Genomic DNA, 19,333 nt, shown 5'->3' with positions numbered 1-19,333 from the left:
CACTGGCACATGCCGGGTGTGCGGCCTATCTTGAGGGCAAAGAGAAGGGGCAGTTTGGTGCTTTCGGATATCGCAGATGGGCTGACACGCGGCGTGGAGCGCGTGGGCGACACGCTGTCGGGCGCGTTCATGGAGCCGGTGATCCGGCTGGGCGTCACGGGGCTGAGCCGCGCGGGCAAGACGGTGTTCATCACGTCACTGGTCGCCAACCTGATGGATCGCGGGCGGATGCCGGGGCTGGTGGCCGCCGCCGAGGGGCGCATTTCGGCCGCCTACTTGCAGCCGCAGCCAGACGATACGCTGCCCCGGTTCGAGTATGAAAAACACCTTGGGGCGCTGACCGCCGAGACGCCGCATTGGCCCGACAGCACGCGTTCGGTTTCGGAGCTGCGCCTGTCGCTGAGGGTGCGCCCGTCGGGGTTGCTGGCGGGGCTGCAGGGGCCGCGGACCGTGCATCTGGATATCGTGGATTATCCCGGCGAATGGCTGTTGGACTTGGGCCTGATGGACAAGAGCTATGCCGAATGGTCCGCGGAAACGTTGGGCCGGTTGGCGCCGCGTGAACAGGCGCAAGGTTTTCTGGCAAAGGCCCGCGAGGTCGATGCGACGGCCAAGCTGGAGGAGCCCGTGGCGCAGTCGCTGGCCGAGGCGTTCACCGCGTACCTGAACGCGGCGCGCGCGGCGGGGTTGTCGGATTGCACGCCGGGGCGGTTCCTTCTGCCGGGGGATCTGGCCGGCTCTCCGGTGCTGACATTCGCGCCACTGCCTGCGCCCGACAGCCCGCCGCGCCGGTCGCTGTGGCGCGAGATGGAGCGGCGGTTCGAGGCGTATAAATCCAAGGTCGTCAAACCCTTCTTCCGCGATCACTTCTCGAGGATCGACCGGCAGGTCGTGCTGGTCGATGCGTTGGGTGCCATTCACAACGGCCCGCAGGCGGTCGAGGATATGCGCCGCGCGATGGCCGATATCCTTGGAGCGTTCCGGCCGGGACGGAACGCCTTTCTGTCCAGGCTTCTGATCGGGCAGCGGGTGGAGAAAATCCTGTTCGCGGCGACCAAAGCCGACCATTTGCACCATACGCAGCATGGACGTCTGACCGGCATCATCGAGGCGTTGATGCGGGACGCGCGGAACCGGGCGGATTTCGCCGGGGCCGAGACGGCGGGGATGGCGATTGCCGCGTTAAGGGCCACGACCGAGGAAACGCGTGAGCATGGCGGGCAAACCCTGGACTGTGTGCGCGGCACGCTGATGGGGCCAGAGGGCGGGCGCGGCAAGCAGGCGGCGTTCTATCCCGGGGCGTTGCCGGAGGACCCGGCGCACCTGTTGGGGCCTGCACGGGACGGGGCCGAGGCGTGGCTGGACGCCGAGTACGAGGTGATGAATTTCGCCCCCGCGCGTTTGACGCTGAAGCGCGGGGAGGGGCCGCCGCATATCCGGCTGGATCGGGCGGCGCAGTTTCTGATCGGGGATCGGTTATGACCCCTTTCGACGCACGTCTGAAGCATGTGCCGGGCCTTTTGGGCGTCTTGTGGCAGCATCGAAGCGGGCATTGGTGGGATGACCTGAAAATCATGGTCCGGATGACTCGACGCGGCTGTGTCCGGGCGGTGTGTGACGATACGCGACTGGCCGGTTTCATCCTTTGCACCGGGCCCGAACTGCACGCGCTTTACGTGCACCCAAGGGCGCAGGGCCAAGGGGTGGGCCGCCTGTTGTTGCAGGATGCCAAGCGAGAGCGGGATCGGCTAAACCTCTGGGTTGCCGAGGAAAACACCGGAGGACGGCGGTTCTATTACCGGCATGGCTTTGCCGAAAAGACACGTGCTGACGGTGCGGAAAATGACGAGGGGCGGCCCGAGATCCTGATGGTCTGGCCGCCGGAACGCAGGGTGGAGCCCAGGGTAGACTCATGAGCAAGCGACCGGTTCTGATCGACATCGAAGAGGGCGATGACAGCCCCCGCCCGGACACGGCGCCGCCGGTGCCGGATCCCGTGGTGGAGGGGCACCCAGAGGGCAGGGCGATGCAGACCGTGGCGACGTTGGCGGCGAAGAAACCGTCGCGCCTGGCGCGGTGGTTCTGGGGGTTGCTGCTGTCGATCCTGGGGGCGGTGATTTCCTTTGCAGCGTGGGATTTCGTGATGGCGCTGCTGGCCCGCAACGTGGTGTTGGGCTATGCCGTCACGGCGCTGATCGCGGCGTTTGCCCTTGTTTGCCTGATCATTGTCATCCGCGAGATGGCGGCGTTTTCCCGGCTGGCGCGGATCGACAAGCTGCACCGGGCGGCGGATGCGGCATTGGCGGGGGCGGACCTGAAACAGGCGCGGGGTGTGGTGCAGGATCTGACGCAGCTTTATGCGGGGCGCGAGGATACGAGCTGGGGGCGGGATCGTTTGCGGGACTATGGCCCCGAGCAGATGGATGCGGGCAGCCTGCTGGGGCTGGCGGAAACCGAGCTGCTGGCGCCGCTGGACCGGGCCGCGGCGAAGGAGATCGAGGCGGCCGCACGGCAGGTGGCGACGGTGACGGCGGTGGTGCCGCTGGCCTTTGCCGACGTGATCGCGGCGCTGACGTCGAACCTGCGGATGATCCGCCGCATCGCGGAGATCTATGGCGGTCGGTCGGGTACGCTGGGCAGCTGGCGGCTGGCGCGGGCGGTGATGACGCATCTGGTCGCCACGGGCGCCGTGGCGGTGGGTGACGACCTGATTGGCTCGGTCGCCGGGGGGAGCCTTTTGTCCAAGGTTTCCCGCCGGTTCGGCGAGGGGATCGTCAATGGCGCGCTGACCGCGCGGGTGGGCGTGGCGGCAATGGAAGTGTGTCGGCCCTTGCCGTTCCGGGCGGGCAAGCGCCCCTCGGTGACGCGGATGGTGCAGCGCGCGCTGACCGGTCTCTTTGGCGGAGTTAACAAAGCGTAAACGACCAACGAATTTCGGCCGGTGTGTCGGTATTTCTGCCGGAGGTCCGGATTGACCTCGCGACCTTGTCCAATCTGACAGCAAAACCTTAACGTCCGGTCGCCCTTGCGTGCGTCAGAACGGGTTGCCCAGTTTCGGCACGCCGCCGGGATGTGTCTCGCGGTTCACGACGCCCGCGCGCAGGGTCTGGCCGATGCGGTGGGCAAGGGCGGACCAGGCGGCGGCCTTGGCCGGGGGCAGCTCGGACTGCAGGGTGCTGTCGAAGAGGTCGAGCCACATCGAGAACATGCCCGGTTTGACATTGCCCGCCTGCACATGGGCCTGCATGGCATTGCCCACGTAACACCGCTCGTGCAGGATCGTGTTGGCCCAGAAATCGCTGACGCGGGCCTCGTGCGCGGGCCAGTCGGTGACATGCGCGGCAAAGACCGGCGCCAGGCCGGGATGCGCGCGGCAGGATGCATAGAAGGCAGCCACGACGCGCTCGATCTCGGCGCGGGTGATGTCGAAACGGGGGGGCAGGGCCGGTGTCATGGCCTCGAATCTGGCCGTTGAATGGGCCGGATGCAATGGGAAACGCGATTCGGGAAACATGGTTAACGCCGTCGGATCGTGGGAAATCGGAACGTCGGTATTGCGTCGGTATCCGGGTGGTGTGCCGACGGTGCAAAATTTCGCGATCCGGCGCGTTAACAGGGCGGGCGTTGCAAAAGCCTTGAGAAGGCTTTTGCCAAGACTTTTCTGAAAAATCTTGGGCGCTGGCGGTGAGCCCGGGTTCTACGGCTTGCTCCTTGGAACGCGCGCACCTATAACGCCCCCCATCATGACCCGCTTTGCGATCATCATTCGAATTACATGCCCGGCGCTCTGAAACAGACGAGCCGCCGGGAAAAGGCGTATGGACCACCGCGCCGCCCCCACCCAGAGATTGAAATGCCAGTGACAAAGGACGTCACAGATGTGTTCTGACACACCCGATTACAAAGACACGCTGAACCTGCCCCAGACCGATTTCCCTATGCGCGCGGGCCTGCCCAAGCGCGAGCCCGAGTGGCTGGAGCGGTGGAACGGACTGAAGGTCTATGACCGCCTGCGCGAGAAGGCGACAGCCGAGACGCGGCAGCCGTTTACGCTGCATGACGGACCGCCCTATGCCAACGGGCACCTGCATATCGGCCACGCGCTGAACAAGATCCTGAAGGACATGGTTGTTCGCAGCCAGCAGATGATGGGGCGCGATGCGCGCTACATCCCCGGCTGGGACTGTCACGGCCTGCCGATCGAGTGGAAGATCGAGGAGCAGTACCGCAAGAAGGGCCAGAACAAGGACGCGGTGGATATCGTCGATTTCCGCGCCGAGTGCCGCAAGTTCGCGGAAGGCTGGATCGACATCCAGCGGGATGAGTTCAAGCGGCTGGGCGTGACCGGCAAGTGGGAGAAGCCCTACCTCACGATGGATTTCCGCGCCGAGCGGATCATCGCGGAGGAATTCCAGAAGTTCCTGATGAACGGGACGCTCTATCAGGGTTCCAAGCCTGTGATGTGGTCGCCGGTGGAGAAGACGGCGCTGGCCGAGGCGGAGGTGGAGTACCACGACAAGGAGAGCTTTACCGTGTGGGTGAAGTTCGAGGTTGCCGAAGGCGACCTGGAAGGTGCGCATGTGGTGATCTGGACCACCACGCCCTGGACCATGCCGTCGAACAAGGCGGTCGTTTACGGCGAGGACATCGCCTATGGCCTTTACGAGGTCACGGGCACGCCGGACGAGTGCTGGGCCAATGTGGGCGACAGGTTCATCCTTGCCGACAAGCTGGCCGGGGATGTGATGGGCCGCGCGCGGCTGAACGACGATCAGTGGACGCGCGTGCGGGACGTGACCGCCGACGAATTGGCTGGCCTGAGCCTCAAGCACCCGCTGCATGGCGCGGAAGGGTCGAACGGCGAGTGGGACGACCTGCGCGATTTCCGGGCGGCCGATTTCGTGACCGACGAGGAAGGCACCGGGTTCGTGCATTGCGCGCCGTCCCACGGGATGGAGGAATACGAGCTTTATCGTGGCCTCGGGATGCTGGACCAGGTCATCACCTATAACGTGATGGACGATGGTGGTTTCCGCGCCGACCTACCATTCTTTGGCGGCACCTATATCCTTGATCGCAAGGGCAAGGAGGGCAACGCCAACAAGACGATCATCGACAAGCTGGTCGAGGTCGGCGGGTTGCTGGCGCGGGGCAAGATCAAGCACAGCTATCCCCATAGCTGGCGGTCGAAAGCGCCGGTGATCTATCGCAACACGCCGCAGTGGTTCGCCGCGATCGATCGCGAGGTGGGCGACGGGCAGGACGAGAGCGGCACCACGATCCGCCAGCGGGCGCTGACCGAGATCGACAAGGTGCAGTGGACGCCCAAGACCGGGCGCAACCGTCTGTATTCCATGATGGAAGCGCGGCCAGACTGGGTTCTGTCGCGGCAGAGGGCGTGGGGCGTGCCGCTGACCTGTTTCGTCAGGAAAGGGGCGATGCCCACGGATGAGGGCTTTCTGCTGCGGGATGAAAAGGTCAATGCGCGCATCCTTGAGGCGTTCGAGGCCGAAGGCGCGGATGCGTGGTACAAGGACGGTGCCAAGGAGCGGTTCCTGGGGAACGACTATGACCCGAACGAGTGGGAGAAGGTCGACGACATTCTCGACGTCTGGTTTGACAGTGGCTCGACCCATGCGTTCGTTCTGCGCGACCGCGAGGACGGGTCCGAGGACGGGATGGCGGATCTGTACCTAGAAGGCACGGACCAGCACCGGGGGTGGTTCCATTCCTCGATGCTGCAATCCTGCGGCACCACGGGGCATGCGCCGTACCGGGGCGTGCTGACCCACGGGTTCACGCTGGACGAGAAGGGCAACAAGATGTCCAAGTCGCTCGGCAATACGATCGTGCCCGAGGAAGTGGTCAAGCAGTATGGCGCGGATATCCTGCGGCTTTGGGTGGCGCAGACGGATTACACCAACGATCAGCGGATCGGGCCGGAGATCCTGAAAGGGACCGCCGACGGCTATCGCCGGCTGCGCAACACGATGCGGTTCCTGCTGGGGGCGCTGAGCCATTTCAGCGAGGACGACCGGGTTGAGCCGGAGGATATGCCGGAGCTGGAGCGCTGGGTGCTGCACCGGCTGGCGGAACTGGATCACCGGGTGCGCACGGGGTATGCCGCCTATGATTTCCAGGGGGTGTTCCAGGCGCTGTTCAACTTCGCCACGGTGGAGCTCTCCGCGTTCTACTTCGATATCCGCAAGGATGCGCTGTATTGCGATGGCGACACGCCCCGGCGGCGGGCGGCGCGGACGGTGATGGATATCCTGTTCCATCGCCTGACCACGTGGCTGGCGCCCGTGCTGGTGTTCACCATGGAAGAGGTCTGGCTGGAGCGGTTCCCGGGGGACGACAGCTCGGTGCATCTGACGGATATCCCGGAGACGCCGAAGGAATGGCTGAACGAGCCGCTGGCGGCGAAATGGGCCACGGTGCGGCAGGCGCGGCGCGTGGTGACTGCGGCGCTGGAGGTGCAGCGGACCGACAAGGTGATCGGGGCGAGCCTGGAAGCTGCGCCGGTGGTGCATGTGCGCGATGCCGAGGCGCTGGAGGTGCTGAAATCGGTCAATTTCGACGATATCTGCATCACGTCCGATATCCGGCTGACCGACGATCCCAGCCCGGCGGAGGCGTACCGGCTGCCCGAGGTGGACGGTGTGACCGTGGTCTTCGAGCGTGCGGCGGGCGAGAAGTGCCAGCGGTGCTGGAAGATCCTGCCGGACGTGGGCACGCACAAGCATCCGGGGACCTGTGCGCGGTGTGATGCGGCGTTGGGGTGACGGTGGGGTGAAACCCCACCCTACGACATGACGGATGACGAGATTTCCGATGTGCTGATGCGGCTGGCGCGGGCGCGGGAGGCGGGCAGGACCTTTTGCCCGTCCGAGGCGGCGCGGGCGTTGTCGGGCGACTGGCGGAAATTGATGCCGCGTGTGCGCGAGGTGGCGGCAGGGCTGCCGCTGGTGGCGACACAGAAAGGCGTGGCGGTCGATCCGGTTGCGGCCAAGGGACCGATCCGGTTGGGTTTGGCCGAAGGAGAGACGTGATGCCGCCCATGCAGACAATTTCGACCGGGTTCGTGGTGGCCATGGTCGGGTTTTTCAGTTCCTTTCCCATCGTGTTGCAGGGGCTGGCCGCCGTGGGGGCGAGCGACGCGCAGGCCGCGTCGGGCCTGATGGCGGCGGCGCTGGCGATGGGGCTGGCGGGGATCGTGCTGAGCCTGTGGACGAAGATGCCCGCCTCGGTCGCGTGGTCGACGCCGGGGGCGGCGCTGTTGGCGGTGACAGCGCCCGTGGAGGCCGGCTTCGCCGGTGCGGTGGCCGGGTTCCTGGTGGCGGGGGCCTTGACGGTGATTTCGGGCCTTTGGCGACCCCTTGGACGGCTGGCGGCGGCGATACCGGCGCCGCTGGCGCAGGCGATGCTGGGCGGGGTGCTTTTGCCGCTGGTGATCAGGCCGGTTCTGGCGGTGGCCGAGACGCCGGTGGTGATTGGCCCGATCCTGGCGGCGTGGTTCGTGCTGGGCCGGATCAACAAGCTGTTGGCGGTGCCGGGGGCGGTCGTGGCGGCGGGGATCACGGTGCTGGCCTATGGCGATCTTGGCGCATTCGATGCCCGGGGCTGGGTGACGGCGCCGGTCTTCGTGATGCCGGAGTTCTCGCTGGCCGCCGTGGTGGGGATTGGCCTGCCCCTTTACGTGGTGACGATGGCGACGCAGAACGTGCCGGGGCTGGCAGTGATGCGGGCGCATGGGTATGCGCCGGAGCCGGGGCCGCTGTTGAGCGTGGTCGGCGGCTTCAGCGTGCTGTCGGCCCCGGGCGGCGCGCCGCAGACCTGCCTCGCGGCGATCACGGCGGCGATGTGCGCGGACGAGGACAGCCACCCGGATGCCGGGATGCGCTATTGGTCGGCGGTGATGGCGGGGATCTTTTACTGCGTGCTCGGGGTGTTTGCCGGGGTCATCACGGCGTTTGCGGGGCTGGCGCCGCCAATGGTGATGGCCAGCGTGGCCGGTGTGGCGCTGTTGAGCGTGTTTGCCAATTCGACGGCTGCCGCGCTGGGCGATGCGGACTATCGCGAGGCGGCGGTAATCACCTTTGTCGTCACGGCCTCGGGCGTGACGGTGTTCGGGCTGGGGGGCGCCGTCTGGGGGCTTTTGGCCGGGGGGTTGGTGCAGGTGGTCAGGCACGCGAGCAATGGCAATCGCGGAGTGTCAAAGTAGCCTGATGCAGGCACGGTCAAACCTGATGTCAGAAAACAAGACGTTCCGGATTGAGACCCGCCGATAGGAGTTTTTCGCAACCAGTATCTTTTTATGGCTGTGTTCAAGTCTGTCCGCTGTATTCTTGCGCGTCGGCATGCCACTCGATATCGCGTCCGAAAGGCTCGGATATGAAACGAAACAGGAAACCACCAATTGTTTCGCTGGGATGAAGTCGCCAAGAACTTCAGGTTGCCTCATGCAATATGGAACAAGAGCAAGCAGGACGAGAACCCTGCCTTCGCATGCAACCGCATTTTCGACGGCGAAACGAAGATTACCGTGCGCCCGAAATTCACCGTGCCGTCGGACACCAGCTTTTTCACAATCGGATCCTGTTTTGCGCGCAATATCGAGATGGCGCTGATCGATCGTGGGTTGCAGGTCAACAATGCGCTCTACAATTCCAGGGATTTTGCGCAGCGTGAAAACAAATATGGAGATGCCGCGTTACTTCACCGCTTCAACGTGCCGTCAATGAAGCTGGAGATCGACAACTACTCGGGTGGGGATGAAAGGCTTGGTGAGCATCTGATTTATCCTCTGCCGGAGGAAGGCATGTTCTGGGACAGCAACTATGCCAACAACCAGATGCCGCGGCCTTTTGAAAAAATCGTCGAGGATCGGGCGCATCTGCGGCATTTGATGCGTGAATCCTTGTCGCAAGCGGGTTGCATGATCATCACCCTTGGCCTCTCAGAAGCCTTGTTTGACAACGAGACATCGCTTCCGCTGAACAGCGCTCCACCTGCGCGGTACGCCCGGAAGTCAAACAGGTTCTCGGGCGTCTGGGTGTCCATGGAAGAAGCGCTTGAAGGGCTGGAGGCCATCCGTACCAAAGCAAAGGCGACTGCCGGGGATCAGCTCAAGATTATTGTCACTGTCTCACCCGTGGGGCTGCAACGCAGCTTTACCGGACAGGATGTCGTCGTGGCGAACACGTTGTCGAAGGCGCAGCTTCGAGTGGCGGCGTCGAAGTTTTCAGACGCACACGACGATGTCGACTATTTCCCTTCCTACGAGTTCGTGACGCTGTCCCATCCCAAAACCGCCTGGCAAAACGACAGGCGCCATGTGAAGCTGGCGCTGGTAGAGAAGATCACAAGCCTGTTTTGCGAAACTTACATTGATAAGTAGGCCAGCCCGCCTTTTGGAATGGTGCAAAGAGTTCAGTATTGCCGGTCCTGCGCATACAGGATCGGGCCGATCTCGCGAAACAAGCGGTGCACCTTCTCGGGGAAGTCCGGGTGCACAAGCACGATTCAAGATAGGTAGCCGCGGCACTTGCCGCGGAAGTCCATCGACGCCGTCGCGGCGTCGGCCTCGCCTAGTCCTTCCAGGTCGGGTGGAAGCGGTTGCCGGGGGACAGGGTAAAGATCTCGCACCCGTCGGCAGTTACGCCGATGGAATGCTCGAACTGGGCCGAGAGTGAGCGGTCGCGGGTGACGGCGGTCCAGTCGTCGGACAGTACTTTGGTTTCGGGGCGGCCGAGGTTCACCATCGGCTCGATCGTGAAGAACATGCCTTCCTCGAGCGTGGGACCTGTCCCGGCGCGACCATAGTGCAGGACGTTGGGGGGCGCGTGGAACACCCGGCCCAGGCCGTGGCCGCAGAAGTCGCGCACCACGCTCATGCGTTGGCCTTCGACGAAGTTCTGGATGGCGTGGCCGATATCGCCGAAGGTGTTGCCGGGCTTCACCGCCTCGATCCCCTTCAACAGGCTGTCATGGGTGATCTGGATCAGGCGTTCGATCTTGCGGTTGCGTTTTCCCGCGACATACATCCGCGAGGTATCGCCGTACCAGCCGTCGACGATGACGGTGACGTCGATGTTCAGGATATCGCCATCCTTAAGCTTCTTGTCGCCGGGGATGCCGTGGCAGACCACGTGGTTGACGCTGATGCAACTGGCGTGCTGATACCCCTTGTAGCCGATGGTGGCGGATTTCGCGCCGGCCTCGGTCACCTTGTCCTCGATGAACTTGTCCAGAACGGCGGTGGTCTGGCCCACTTCGACAAGGTCGGCGACCTGATCCAATATCTCGGCGGCCAGCGCACCGGCCTTGTGCATGCCGGCGAAATCCGCCCTCTCGTGGATGCGGATGCCGTCGCGGGTCAGTCTGCCTCGGTGTTGTTCGTTCACGTCTGGGTCCATGCGAGTCAATTCTTTGAGGTGTATGTAGGCTGAATTCGGCCCGAGAACCAGAGGGGCAGGTCATCGCAGGGGCAATGTGCGCCGAATTTCGACCTCATTGGGGGTGATTGCACAATCATAGGCCAGAACCTCGACACCGGCGAGGCGGGCCATGACCAACGCCTCGGCATAGGTGGGGTCTATGTCGGCGGCCACGGTCAGGCGCGTGCAGTCGGTGCGCTGGACGAGGTAGAAGAGCACGGCGCGGTGGCCTGCGCGGGCCATTTCCGCCAGTTCGCGCAGGTGCTTGGCGCCGCGGGCGGTGACGCTGTCGGGAAACTCGGCAAGCCCCTGTTCGCGCGACAGGGTGACGGATTTGACCTCGACATAGGCGTCGGGCAGGTCCGCGCCGCGCAGAAGAAAGTCGATCCGGCTGTTTTCCCCGTATTTCTGCTCGGGCAGGACGGTGTCGTAGGCCGCCAGTTCGGGGATGTCGCCGGCCATCAACGCGGCCTTGAGAGCCTTGTTCGGCAGGCTGGTGTCGACGCCGGTGAAATGCCCGTGCCCATGATCGACCAGCCGCCAGCCGTATTTCAGCTTTTTCTTCGGGTCGTCGTTGGGTTCGACCCAGATGCGCATTCCTTCGTCCGCCAGCCCCATCATCGAGCCGGGATTGGCGCAATGGGCCGTCACCTCGCGCCCGTCCGCCAGCCTTATATCGGCGAGGAAGCGCTTGTAGCGGCGGATCAGGGTGGCCGGTTCAAGAGGGGTTTGAAAGCGCATGACCTTAAAGAATTTCCGATTTTAGATCTGTGGCGCGACAGATACACTCAACTTCATAATGAATTGAAGCAACGACTTCGGGATTTATTGGCATGTTGAAAAGGATATTCGGCTTGTTTCGTAGTGCCGCCTTCCTATCGAGCGTCCTAATATTTCTTGTTGTGACGAATTTGTCGGCAATGGTTTGGGCCATCAGCACCAGCTTCCAAGTTGCAAAACTTACGTCTTCAGCTGCGACCGCCGCGATTGAACACGGCAAGAAGATCAAGAGCCTTAAAGCTGCACACGCTACGAAAACGGCTAGTTTGAAGGCAAAAAACAGAGCAAAGATCTCGAAGCTAAAGACACAGCACCGGGTTAAGGTGTTTGCATTACGGCAAAAAGAACGCGCGAAGCGGACCGTGCAATGGGCCTTGCAACAAGGGGCCCTAACGACCGCAAGTGTACTGCATAGCCTGAGACTCTCCGACTTGCGAATTCGTAATAGAGCAAGGGTCAATGATGCTGTTCTCAAGGCCAAAGCCAAGGCGCGGCTGCAGCGTTATATATTGGCCGTGCCAGTCGCCGGAGCGATCGCCTTGCTCTACTTTGAGGATCAAGACTATGCGGAATGGAAAGAAGCTAATCCTGAGGGCACTCTGGAGGAATATGGTTGCCTGATTTACGCGGCAGGAAAGGGCATGGTTTCTGAACTTCAGAATGATGCCAACAGGCTAGTTGATGCGGCATACGAGAAAGCCCCGGGCTGGGTTCCTGATTGGCTAAGAGTCAACGTGCCTGATCTGGCGAATGCTCTGCCACCATGTGCCGACCCCCAAGACGCCCTTGCTATGAACGAATAGTCTGATCTACGAGTTACTTTCGGTCTTTCGAAACTCCACTGCTGAAAAAATGTGAAGTCTGTAGTGCTTCCTTGAGGAGAGCCGCCATGCCCAACCCAACCGCCGCGATGCTGGTGATCGGTGACGAGATCCTGTCGGGCCGCACGCGCGATGCCAACATGCATCACCTCGCGGGCCGTCTGACCGAGCATGGGATCGACCTGTTGGAGGTGCGCGTGGTGGCGGATGACCCGGGCGCCATCCAGGCGGCGGTCAAGGCGTTGGCGGGGGCGTATGACCACCTGTTCACCTCGGGCGGGATCGGGCCCACCCATGACGACATCACCGCCGAGAACGTGGCGGCGGCCTTTGGCCTGCCCATCGGGGTGCGTGACGATGCGCGGGCCATCCTGGAGACGCATTACGAGAAGCAGGGGCTGGAGATCAACGAGGCGCGGCTGCGCATGGCGCGGGTGCCGGAGGGTGCCACGCTGATCGACAACCCGGTGAGCGGGGCGCCGGGATTCACCCTCGAGAACGTGCATGTGATGGCAGGCGTGCCCAAGATCTTCGAGGCGATGGTCGAGGGGCTGTTGCCGACGCTGACGGGCGGGCAGCCGGTGGTGTCACAGACCTTGCGCGTCGAACGCGGCGAAGGCGACATCGCGGGGCCGCTGGGCGCATTGGCGGAGCGGTATGACGCACTGTCCTTCGGGTCGTACCCGTTTATCGTGAACGGCAGGTTCGGGGTGAACGTGGTGATCCGGGGACAGGACGAGGCGGAGGTGACACGCGCGATGCAAGAGTTGGAAAAGGCGTTTCCGGCATGAGCGGGCTGCCCGATGCCAGGACGCTTTATGCCGTGACGGAGGCCACCTGGCCCGCCGCCGAGATGTTTGACGCGGGGCCGTGGACCCTGCGCGAGGGCAGGGGCGGCGGCAAACGCGTCTCGGCATCGACGCTGCGCGAGCCGGGCACGCCCGTGACACGCGACGCGCTGCCCGAGGCCGAGGAGAAGATGCGCGAGATGGGGCAGGACCTGCTGTTCATGATCCGGCATGGCGACGAGTCGCTGGATGCGATGCTGCGGGCCGCCGGGTACGACGTGATCGACCCGGTGAACATGTATGTCTGCCCGGTCGCCACGCTGACCGCCGAGGACCCGCCGCCGGTGACGACCTTTGACCTGTGGGAGCCGATGGCGATCCAGAAGGATATCTGGAAGGAAGGCGGCATCGGGCCGGCGCGGGTTGACGTGATGCGCCGGGTGGAGGGGCCCAAGACCTCGCTTTTCGGGCGGACCGAGAACCGGCCCGCCGCCACCGGGTTTGTCGCGATCTCGGACGGGGTGGCGATGATCCACGCGCTGGAAGTGCGCAAGGGCGAGCGGCGTGGCGGGCTGGGGCGGCACCTGACGCATCATGCGGCGCATTGGGCCGCCGGGCAGGGGGCCACGCATGTGAGCGTGCTGTGCACCATCGCCAACGATGCGGCCAACGCGCTCTACTCTTCCCTAGGGATGACGCTTGTGGGACAGTACCATTACCGTACCAAGAAGGATGCCCGCACCACATGAGCCAGGATGATCTGCCCACCGCCCTGAACCTGCCGATGGCGGACCCGCTGCCCGAGGACACGCGGAAGTATTTCGATGTCTGCCAGGACAAGCTGGGCATGATCCCGAACGTGCTGCGGGCCTATGCGTTCGATATCGAGAAGCTGAACGCCTTCACGGCGATGTATAACGAGCTGATGCTGGGTGACAGTGGCCTGAGCAAGCTGGAGCGGGAGATGATCGCGGTGGTGGTCAGTTCGATCAACCGCTGCTGGTATTGCCAGGTGGCGCATGGGGCGGCGGTGCGCGCGCTGTCAGGTGACCCGGCCCTGGGCGAGGCGATGGTGATGAACTGGCGGGCCGCCGATCTGGACGCGCGGCAGACGGCGATGCTGGAGTTCGCCGAGAAGGTCACCAAGGCCAGTGCCGAGACGGTGGAGGCCGACCGGCAGGCGTTGCGCGATGCGGGCTTTTCCGAGCGCGATATCTGGGACATCGCCGCCGTCGTGGGATTCTTCAGCATGTCGAACCGGATGGCCAGCGCGGTGGGCATGAAGCCCAATCCCGACTATCACGGACAGGCCCGCTAGACAGTGGGGCCGCGGGCGACAACTTTTGGAATTGCGCTGGGCCTTTGGGCTGCTGGTGGCGCCGGGGCGCTGGAGCTGACCTTGCCGCAGGGCGCCACGATGACCCGGGAAGTGCGCCGCGCCGCCGAAGCCTATCTTGTGCCGACGGATGTCTATGCCGACGGGCAGATCCCGGCGATCGATGCCGAAGGGTTTTTCCTGCAACAGGCGTGGCGGCTGGATGCGCCGGGGCTGACCAGCCTGCAATTGCAGCGGCCCCTGCGGCGGCAGATCGTCGAGGCGGGATATTCCATCATGCTGGACTGCGCGGCGCGGGAATGCGGCGGCTTCGATTTCCGGTTCAACACGCCTGTTCTGCCCGCGCCGGACATGTTCGTGGACCTGCGCGACTATCGCTTCCTGTCGGCCCGCAAGGAGGGCGATGACGGGGTGTCGGACTACGTGACCGTGGTGGTCAGCCAGGTGTCGGGCAGCGGCTATATCCAGGTGATCCGGCTGGCGCAGTCCGAGGCCGCGACCGGTAGCCTGTCTGCCGAGGACGGTGCGGCAGGGCCGGAGACGGTGACAACCGGCGCCGTGCCGGACGCGGCCACAGGGCCCCTGGCAGAGCGGCTGACGCAGACCGGGCACGCGGTTTTGTCGGACCTCGATTTCGAGACCGGTACGGTGTCCTTGGGGCCCGGCCCGCACCCGTCCTTGCAGGCGTTGGCGGCGTTTCTGCGAGAAGACCCCGAGCGGCGCGTGGCGCTGGTGGGCCATACCGACACGGTCGGCACGCTGGAGAACAATACCGCGTTGTCGCGGCGAAGGGCGGCGGCGGTGCTGGAGCGGCTGGTGTCGGAGTATGACATCCCGCGTATCCAGCTGGAGGCAGAGGGGATGGGATATCTTGCGCCCGTCGCCTCGAACCTGACGGATGCGGGGCGTGAGGCCAACCGGCGGGTGGAGGCGGTGCTGCTCAATACCGAGTGAGGCAAGGGGCCGAGAGGGCGGGATTTGAGTATTTTTGGCAAGAAAAAGCCGGGAGCGGTCTTCGAGGCCGGGATGGAGAGCCCGGTGGGACCTTTACGGGTGACGAGCGACGGGGCGTCGATTGTCGGTTTGGGCTGGGGGCAGGCCGGGGCGTCGGAGGCGCGGCCTGAACTGGAAGCGGCCTGCGCGCAGCTGGCGGCCTATTTCGAGGGCCGCTTGAAGACGTTCGATTTGCCGCTGGCCCCCGCAGGATCGGACTTTCAGCGCGAGGTCTGCGCCGCGATGCTGGCGATACCGTGGGGCGAGACCCGCGAGTACGGCGATATCGCCAAGGTGCTGGGCGTGCCGGCGCAGGCGGTGGGCGGGGCGTGCGGGGGCAATTCGATCCCGGTGATCATTCCCTGCCACAGGGTCCTAGGCGCCGGAGGGCTGGGCGGCTATTCCGGGGCGGACGGGATCGAGACCAAGGTCTGGCTGCTGCGCCATGAGGGCGCGGCGGGGCTGTTGCTCTAGCCGTTGCGCTCGGGGATCAGCTGTTGCGCGACGCCTGCGAGTGTCAGGTAGACCGTGGTCACCACGAGACCCCAATGCGCCCAGCTTTCGGGATGGAAATCGACCCAGGCGGCCCATCCGGCGAAGAAGGTCCAGGCGACGATCATCGGCAGGGAAATCCAGCGCCAGCGCTTGGTGCGCACCGGGTGGACGAATTTGAGCGGCAGGAACATCGAGACCGCCAGCAGCGTCACGATGGTGAGAGAGACCCAGAAGTTGGGCTCGATCGCGAAGAGCACGAGCGCCAGCATGTTCCAGCAGCCGGGGAAGCCCGAAAACGAGTTGTCCTTGGTCTTCATCCGCGTGTCGGCGAAATAGAGCGCCGAGGAGTAGGTGATGATGATGATCGCGACCCAGCCGGTCCAGCCGGGCAGCAGGCCGAATTCAAAGAGCGCGAAGGCGGGGATGAACACGTAGGTCAGGTAGTCGATGATGAGATCCAGGAGCACGCCGTCGAAGAGCGGGAAGTTGGTCTTTACATCGTATTTGCGCGCCAGAGGCCCGTCGATGCCGTCCACAGCGAAGGCCACCACCAGCCAGAGGAACATCAGCGACCATTTCTCCTGGATGGCGGCCAGCATCGCCAGCATGGCAAAGACCGCACCCGTGGCGGTCAGCAGGTGCACGAGAAGGGCTTTCATACGCAGGCTCATGGCACCCGTGATGGGGGATCGGGCGCAGGGATGCAATTGCAAATACATGCGTGCGGCGTCTGGTGGAGGCTTTGTGACTTTGGGCTGACAGGGTCAGGCCTTGCCGGGCGTGCGCGCCTTGGGGTGGGTCTGGTTGTAGACTTCCATCAGGCGGGCGGTGTCGACCGCCGTGTAGGCCTGGGTGGTCGAGAGGGAGGCGTGTCCCAGGAGTTCCTGGATCGCGCGCAGGTCGCCGCCGGCGTTCAGCAGGTGCGTGGCAAAGCTGTGGCGCATGGCGTGGGGCGTGGCGGTGGCGGGCAGGCCAAGCTGCATCCGGACGCTGGCCATGAGTTTCTGCACCGCACGGGGCGAGAGCGCCCCGCCGCGCGCGCCGCGGAAAAGCGGCGTGTCGGGCTCGGTTGGGTAGGGGCAGAGGTCGAGGTAGCGGGCGAGGGCCGTGCGAGCGGGGGCGATGACCGGCACGATGCGTTCCTTGCCGCCCTTGCCGACGATCCGCAGGCTGTCGCCCACGGGCAGGGCGCGGCCCGTCAGGCCAAGCGCCTCGGAGATGCGCAGCCCGCAGCCGTAGAGCAGGGTCACGACCGCCTGGTCGCGGGCGGCGATCCAGGTGGTGGGGTGCTGGGTCTCGGTGGTCTCGATCACGTCGCGCGCGGCGTCGGGCGACAGGGGCCGGGGCAGTTTGCGCTGGAACTTGGGCGCGCGGGCGGCGAGGACCGCCGCCGGGTCAACCCCTTCGCGCTCGGCCAGCCAGCGAAAGAAGCTTTTGACCGCAGAAAGCTTGCGCGCGAGGCTGCGGGCGCCCACGTCGCGGCCCCGTGTGAAGGCCATCCAGGCGCGCATGTCCGACACGGTGAGCTTGGCCAGCGCGCCGAGGCCCTGGGACGCGCCCTTGTGTTCGGTCATGAAGGCGAGGAAATCCGCGACGTCGCGGGAATAGGCGTCGAGCGTATGGGGGGAGGCGCCGCGCAGGGATTTGTGATGATCGAGCCAGGCCTGAAGCGCGTCGCGGGCCGCGGCCGAGATCATGACAGCCAGCGGCGCATCGCCCGTTCGAAGATACCCGCGAAGAAGGACAGGAGGTCGGTGCCCTGTTGCGGGCTGAACTGGTGCGGGTCCTCGGAGCCCAGGACCAGCAGGCCGGGCAGGCGGTTTTCGCCGAAATCGAGCAGCAGGCACGCCTCGGAGCGCATGAACTCGGCCTCGCGGCCATAAATGCGGTCGTCGCCCTCGTGAACCTGGCGCAGGGTGACCTGACGCACGGGTCCGGAGTGGCGGGTGCCGAGATAGTGTTCGATGAAGCCGGGTTCGGCCACGGACAGTACGTCGCCCAGTCGCTTGACGGCGGGGTCGTCGTCATTCTGGACGGATTCCAGCACCAGCTTGACGCAGTCGACCCGCAGGATGGTGGCGACGTCGCCCCCGAGATCCTTGAGGAAATCCTCGAACTCGACCGGGTCGAGCATGCGCAGGATGGCGCGGTGCACCTGGTTGGTGCCGGCGAGGTTTTCATAGGCGGCGGCGATGACCGAGCGGTGGGTGTCCTCCAGCCGTTCCAGCCGCGCTTCGAGCCGGTCCATGGCGATGCCGCGCAGGTCGACGATATTGTTGCCCATCGCGCGTTCGTTGGCGGCGATGAGGGCGCGCATAAGGTCCTGATCTTCAAGGATAACATCGGGTTGCGCGATGATGTGGTCGCGCATCTGGTCGTTGATCTCGGGCTTGCTGCTCATGTGTGCCTCTGATTATTTTTAGGAAGCTTATCAGATGCGGCGGGGTGGTGCCGCAATAAATTTCTTGGAAATGGTCGGATTTTTACCCATCGCGTGGCGCTTGGGTGCAGGACCCCAAGACAATTCGGCTCTTGAAATTCGAATGCCTCTTTCAAAAAATCTGCAAGGGCGTCTGTGTTTGAAGCGTCGGTTTTGCAGGACGGAGCGGCCGTTCGTGACGGAGGCGAGCGCCAGCCCCAGGGGTGGCGATCCGACGACAATTCTGAAGCGCTTCATGCCTGCCAAGCACATCCTCGGAAGGATTGTTGCGCCCAGCCTCGGCCAAATCGCCAGCCCAGGGGAGGGGCTGACGATAGCCGGGCCGCTTCGCGGCTGTTAACCGGCTGGGGGCTCGAAATCGACGACACCTCCAAGGCCTCGAAGCTGCCGTAACCGTACACTGGGTCGCATGCGGTGACGCGCAACCTTCCGCATGACCGACAGTAGGCCTGCCCGTCGCAGGCCGCCGATTACAGGATCTTCTGCCCGGTTTTTTCCCAATCCGCCAGGAAGGCCTCCAGCCCCTTGTCGGTCAGCGGGTGCGCGGCCATTTTCTTGATCACGTCCGGCGGCGCGGTCATCACGTCGGCGCCGATCAGGGCCGATTGGGTGGCGTGGTTGACCGTGCGAATCGAGGCGGCGAGGATCTGGGTCTCGTAGCCGTAATTGTCATAGATCGTGCGGATGTCGCCAATGAGGTCCATGCCGTCGAGGTTGATGTCATCCAGACGCCCGATGAAGGGCGAGATGAACGTGGCCCCCGCCTTGGCCGCCAGCAGTGCCTGGTTGGCCGAAAAGCACAGCGTGACGTTGACCATGTTGCCCTCGCCCGCCAGCACCTTGCAGGCCTTCAGCCCGTCCCAGGTGAGGGGGACCTTCACCGCGATGTTGTCGGCGATCTTGGCGAGCTTGCGGCCTTCCTCGATCATCTGGTCGGCCTCGACGGCGACGACCTCGGCCGAGACCGGGCCTTCGACGATGTCGCAGATTTCCTTGGTCACTTCGAGGATGTCGCGGCCCGATTTGAGGATCAGCGAGGGGTTGGTGGTGACGCCGTCGACCATGCCAAGCTCGTTCAGTTCCTTGATGGCGTCGACGTCGGCGGTGTCTACGAAGAATTTCATCTCGAAAGGCCCTCTCTTGGCCGCGTTGGGGTTTCCTGTCGGATGCTTTACCTCATAAGGTATGCGCCCGAAACCCCTGTCCCGGACCTGACCCGGGACCTCGTGACGAAGGTCGCC

The 19,333-nt window shown here is 64.3% G+C and carries 20 protein-coding genes; 13 read left to right on the top strand and 7 right to left on the bottom strand.

Annotation, left to right across the window (positions count from 1 at the left end; genetic code table 11):
- Positions 1–54 precede the first annotated feature (54 nt).
- The 3 genes from PVV74_RS09375 to PVV74_RS09365 are packed head-to-tail and all read left to right on the top strand — an operon-like array spanning position 55 to position 2,920.
- Positions 55–1,482: a YcjX family protein gene (locus tag PVV74_RS09375; RefSeq protein WP_274592989.1), complete on the top strand. Its 1,428-nt coding sequence runs from the start codon at positions 55–57 to the stop codon at positions 1,480–1,482.
- Positions 1,479–1,916, top strand: a complete 438-nt coding sequence (locus PVV74_RS09370; RefSeq protein ID WP_103763384.1) for a GNAT family N-acetyltransferase — start codon at positions 1,479–1,481, stop codon at positions 1,914–1,916. The genes PVV74_RS09375 and PVV74_RS09370 overlap by 4 nt, the downstream gene beginning before the upstream one ends.
- A complete protein-coding gene (locus PVV74_RS09365; RefSeq protein ID WP_274592988.1) occupies positions 1,913–2,920 on the top strand; it encodes a YcjF family protein in 1,008 nt (335 codons plus the stop codon). Before PVV74_RS09370 ends, PVV74_RS09365 begins: the two co-directional genes overlap by 4 nt.
- Before the next feature lie 114 nt (positions 2,921–3,034).
- Here PVV74_RS09365 and PVV74_RS09360 read toward each other — a convergent pair whose 3' ends face one another.
- Positions 3,035–3,454, bottom strand: coding sequence for a group III truncated hemoglobin (locus tag PVV74_RS09360; RefSeq protein WP_103763463.1), 420 nt, complete (start codon positions 3,452–3,454; stop codon positions 3,035–3,037).
- A gap of 424 nt (positions 3,455–3,878) precedes the next feature.
- On the opposite strand from PVV74_RS09360, the gene ileS reads away from it, so the two are divergent.
- From ileS to PVV74_RS09340, 4 genes are all read left to right on the top strand, one after another.
- On the top strand, positions 3,879–6,785 hold the full coding sequence (ileS, locus tag PVV74_RS09355) for an isoleucine--tRNA ligase (RefSeq protein WP_274592987.1): 2,907 nt from the start codon (positions 3,879–3,881) through the stop codon (positions 6,783–6,785).
- A 27-nt stretch (positions 6,786–6,812) separates the two neighbouring features.
- Positions 6,813–7,052, top strand: a complete 240-nt coding sequence (locus PVV74_RS09350; protein ID WP_274592986.1) for a DUF3253 domain-containing protein — start codon at positions 6,813–6,815, stop codon at positions 7,050–7,052.
- Positions 7,052–8,224, top strand: coding sequence for a benzoate/H(+) symporter BenE family transporter (locus PVV74_RS09345; RefSeq protein ID WP_274592985.1), 1,173 nt, complete (start codon positions 7,052–7,054; stop codon positions 8,222–8,224). The genes PVV74_RS09350 and PVV74_RS09345 overlap by 1 nt, the downstream gene beginning before the upstream one ends.
- A 195-nt stretch (positions 8,225–8,419) precedes the next feature.
- Positions 8,420–9,400: a GSCFA domain-containing protein gene (locus PVV74_RS09340; RefSeq protein ID WP_274592984.1), complete on the top strand. Its 981-nt coding sequence runs from the start codon at positions 8,420–8,422 to the stop codon at positions 9,398–9,400.
- A gap of 190 nt (positions 9,401–9,590) precedes the next feature.
- Here the strand turns inward: PVV74_RS09340 and map are convergent, their stop codons facing one another.
- Complete coding sequence (map, locus tag PVV74_RS09335) at positions 9,591–10,418, bottom strand: type I methionyl aminopeptidase (RefSeq protein ID WP_103763389.1); 828 nt, start codon at positions 10,416–10,418, stop codon at positions 9,591–9,593.
- Between the two features lie 60 nt (positions 10,419–10,478).
- Positions 10,479–11,180: a DNA/RNA nuclease SfsA gene (sfsA, locus tag PVV74_RS09330; RefSeq protein ID WP_274592983.1), complete on the bottom strand. Its 702-nt coding sequence runs from the start codon at positions 11,178–11,180 to the stop codon at positions 10,479–10,481.
- Positions 11,181–11,272: 92 nt separating this feature from the next.
- Between sfsA and PVV74_RS09325 the strand changes: the two genes are divergently transcribed.
- The 6 genes from PVV74_RS09325 (at position 11,273) to PVV74_RS09300 (ending at position 15,631) form a co-directional block, all read left to right on the top strand.
- The gene (locus PVV74_RS09325; RefSeq protein ID WP_274592982.1) at positions 11,273–12,022 is read left to right on the top strand and encodes a hypothetical protein; all 750 of its coding nucleotides are present in this window, start codon (positions 11,273–11,275) and stop codon (positions 12,020–12,022) included.
- A gap of 86 nt (positions 12,023–12,108) precedes the next feature.
- Positions 12,109–12,831 (top strand): competence/damage-inducible protein A, encoded by a 723-nt coding sequence (locus PVV74_RS09320; protein ID WP_103763391.1) that lies wholly within the window; start codon positions 12,109–12,111, stop codon positions 12,829–12,831.
- Complete coding sequence (locus tag PVV74_RS09315; protein ID WP_274592981.1) at positions 12,828–13,577, top strand: GNAT family N-acetyltransferase; 750 nt, start codon at positions 12,828–12,830, stop codon at positions 13,575–13,577. The genes PVV74_RS09320 and PVV74_RS09315 overlap by 4 nt, the downstream gene beginning before the upstream one ends.
- Positions 13,574–14,146, top strand: a complete 573-nt coding sequence (locus tag PVV74_RS09310) for a peroxidase-related enzyme (RefSeq protein WP_274592980.1) — start codon at positions 13,574–13,576, stop codon at positions 14,144–14,146. Before PVV74_RS09315 ends, PVV74_RS09310 begins: the two co-directional genes overlap by 4 nt.
- Positions 14,147–14,245: 99 nt before the next feature.
- Positions 14,246–15,118, top strand: coding sequence for an OmpA family protein (locus PVV74_RS09305; RefSeq protein ID WP_274592979.1), 873 nt, complete (start codon positions 14,246–14,248; stop codon positions 15,116–15,118).
- A 72-nt stretch (positions 15,119–15,190) separates the two neighbouring features.
- On the top strand, positions 15,191–15,631 hold the full coding sequence (locus tag PVV74_RS09300; RefSeq protein ID WP_425061936.1) for a methylated-DNA--[protein]-cysteine S-methyltransferase: 441 nt from the start codon (positions 15,191–15,193) through the stop codon (positions 15,629–15,631).
- Here the strand turns inward: PVV74_RS09300 and PVV74_RS09295 are convergent.
- The 4 genes from PVV74_RS09295 to fsa all read right to left on the bottom strand — a co-directional run bounded on the left by PVV74_RS09295 (position 15,628) and on the right by fsa (position 19,216).
- Positions 15,628–16,323 carry a CDP-alcohol phosphatidyltransferase family protein gene (locus PVV74_RS09295; protein ID WP_274592977.1) on the bottom strand — a complete coding sequence of 232 codons (696 nt, stop codon included), beginning with the start codon at positions 16,321–16,323 and terminating at the stop codon, positions 15,628–15,630. The genes PVV74_RS09300 and PVV74_RS09295 overlap by 4 nt on opposite strands.
- A 93-nt stretch (positions 16,324–16,416) precedes the next feature.
- On the bottom strand, positions 16,417–17,349 hold the full coding sequence (locus PVV74_RS09290) for a tyrosine recombinase XerC (protein WP_274592976.1): 933 nt from the start codon (positions 17,347–17,349) through the stop codon (positions 16,417–16,419).
- Positions 17,346–18,053: a DUF484 family protein gene (locus PVV74_RS09285; RefSeq protein WP_274592975.1), complete on the bottom strand. Its 708-nt coding sequence runs from the start codon at positions 18,051–18,053 to the stop codon at positions 17,346–17,348. The genes PVV74_RS09290 and PVV74_RS09285 overlap by 4 nt, the downstream gene beginning before the upstream one ends.
- 509 nt (positions 18,054–18,562) lie before the next feature.
- Positions 18,563–19,216 carry a fructose-6-phosphate aldolase gene (gene fsa / locus PVV74_RS09280; RefSeq protein ID WP_274592974.1) on the bottom strand — a complete coding sequence of 218 codons (654 nt, stop codon included), beginning with the start codon at positions 19,214–19,216 and terminating at the stop codon, positions 18,563–18,565.
- Positions 19,217–19,333 lie beyond the last annotated feature (117 nt).

The organism is Roseovarius sp. SK2 (genome assembly GCF_028807495.1).
GTDB classification, from domain to species: Bacteria; Pseudomonadota; Alphaproteobacteria; order Rhodobacterales; family Rhodobacteraceae; genus Roseovarius; species Roseovarius confluentis.
The sequence above is the reverse complement of the archived record's forward strand: the minus strand, read 5'-3'. Positions and strand labels throughout refer to the sequence as shown.

Excerpts from the sequence above, each read along its gene's own strand:
- PVV74_RS09370 (WP_103763384.1), top strand. The coding sequence starts at position 1,479 with ATGACCCCTTTCGACGCACGTCTGAAGCATGTGCCGGGCCTTTTGGGC.
- PVV74_RS09365 (WP_274592988.1), top strand. The coding sequence starts at position 1,913 with ATGAGCAAGCGACCGGTTCTGATCGACATCGAAGAGGGCGATGACAGC.
- PVV74_RS09360 (WP_103763463.1), bottom strand. The coding sequence starts at position 3,454 with ATGACACCGGCCCTGCCCCCCCGTTTCGACATCACCCGCGCCGAGATC.
- ileS (WP_274592987.1), top strand. The coding sequence starts at position 3,879 with ATGTGTTCTGACACACCCGATTACAAAGACACGCTGAACCTGCCCCAG.
- PVV74_RS09350 (WP_274592986.1), top strand. The coding sequence starts at position 6,813 with ATGACGGATGACGAGATTTCCGATGTGCTGATGCGGCTGGCGCGGGCG.
- PVV74_RS09345 (WP_274592985.1), top strand. The coding sequence starts at position 7,052 with ATGCCGCCCATGCAGACAATTTCGACCGGGTTCGTGGTGGCCATGGTC.
- map (WP_103763389.1), bottom strand. The coding sequence starts at position 10,418 with ATGGACCCAGACGTGAACGAACAACACCGAGGCAGACTGACCCGCGAC.
- sfsA (WP_274592983.1), bottom strand. The coding sequence starts at position 11,180 with ATGCGCTTTCAAACCCCTCTTGAACCGGCCACCCTGATCCGCCGCTAC.
- PVV74_RS09325 (WP_274592982.1), top strand. The coding sequence starts at position 11,273 with ATGTTGAAAAGGATATTCGGCTTGTTTCGTAGTGCCGCCTTCCTATCG.
- PVV74_RS09320 (WP_103763391.1), top strand. The coding sequence starts at position 12,109 with ATGCCCAACCCAACCGCCGCGATGCTGGTGATCGGTGACGAGATCCTG.
- PVV74_RS09315 (WP_274592981.1), top strand. The coding sequence starts at position 12,828 with ATGAGCGGGCTGCCCGATGCCAGGACGCTTTATGCCGTGACGGAGGCC.
- PVV74_RS09310 (WP_274592980.1), top strand. The coding sequence starts at position 13,574 with ATGAGCCAGGATGATCTGCCCACCGCCCTGAACCTGCCGATGGCGGAC.
- PVV74_RS09305 (WP_274592979.1), top strand. The coding sequence starts at position 14,246 with ATGACCCGGGAAGTGCGCCGCGCCGCCGAAGCCTATCTTGTGCCGACG.
- PVV74_RS09300 (WP_425061936.1), top strand. The coding sequence starts at position 15,191 with ATGGAGAGCCCGGTGGGACCTTTACGGGTGACGAGCGACGGGGCGTCG.
- PVV74_RS09295 (WP_274592977.1), bottom strand. The coding sequence starts at position 16,323 with ATGAGCCTGCGTATGAAAGCCCTTCTCGTGCACCTGCTGACCGCCACG.
- PVV74_RS09290 (WP_274592976.1), bottom strand. The coding sequence starts at position 17,349 with ATGATCTCGGCCGCGGCCCGCGACGCGCTTCAGGCCTGGCTCGATCAT.
- PVV74_RS09285 (WP_274592975.1), bottom strand. The coding sequence starts at position 18,053 with ATGAGCAGCAAGCCCGAGATCAACGACCAGATGCGCGACCACATCATC.
- fsa (WP_274592974.1), bottom strand. The coding sequence starts at position 19,216 with ATGAAATTCTTCGTAGACACCGCCGACGTCGACGCCATCAAGGAACTG.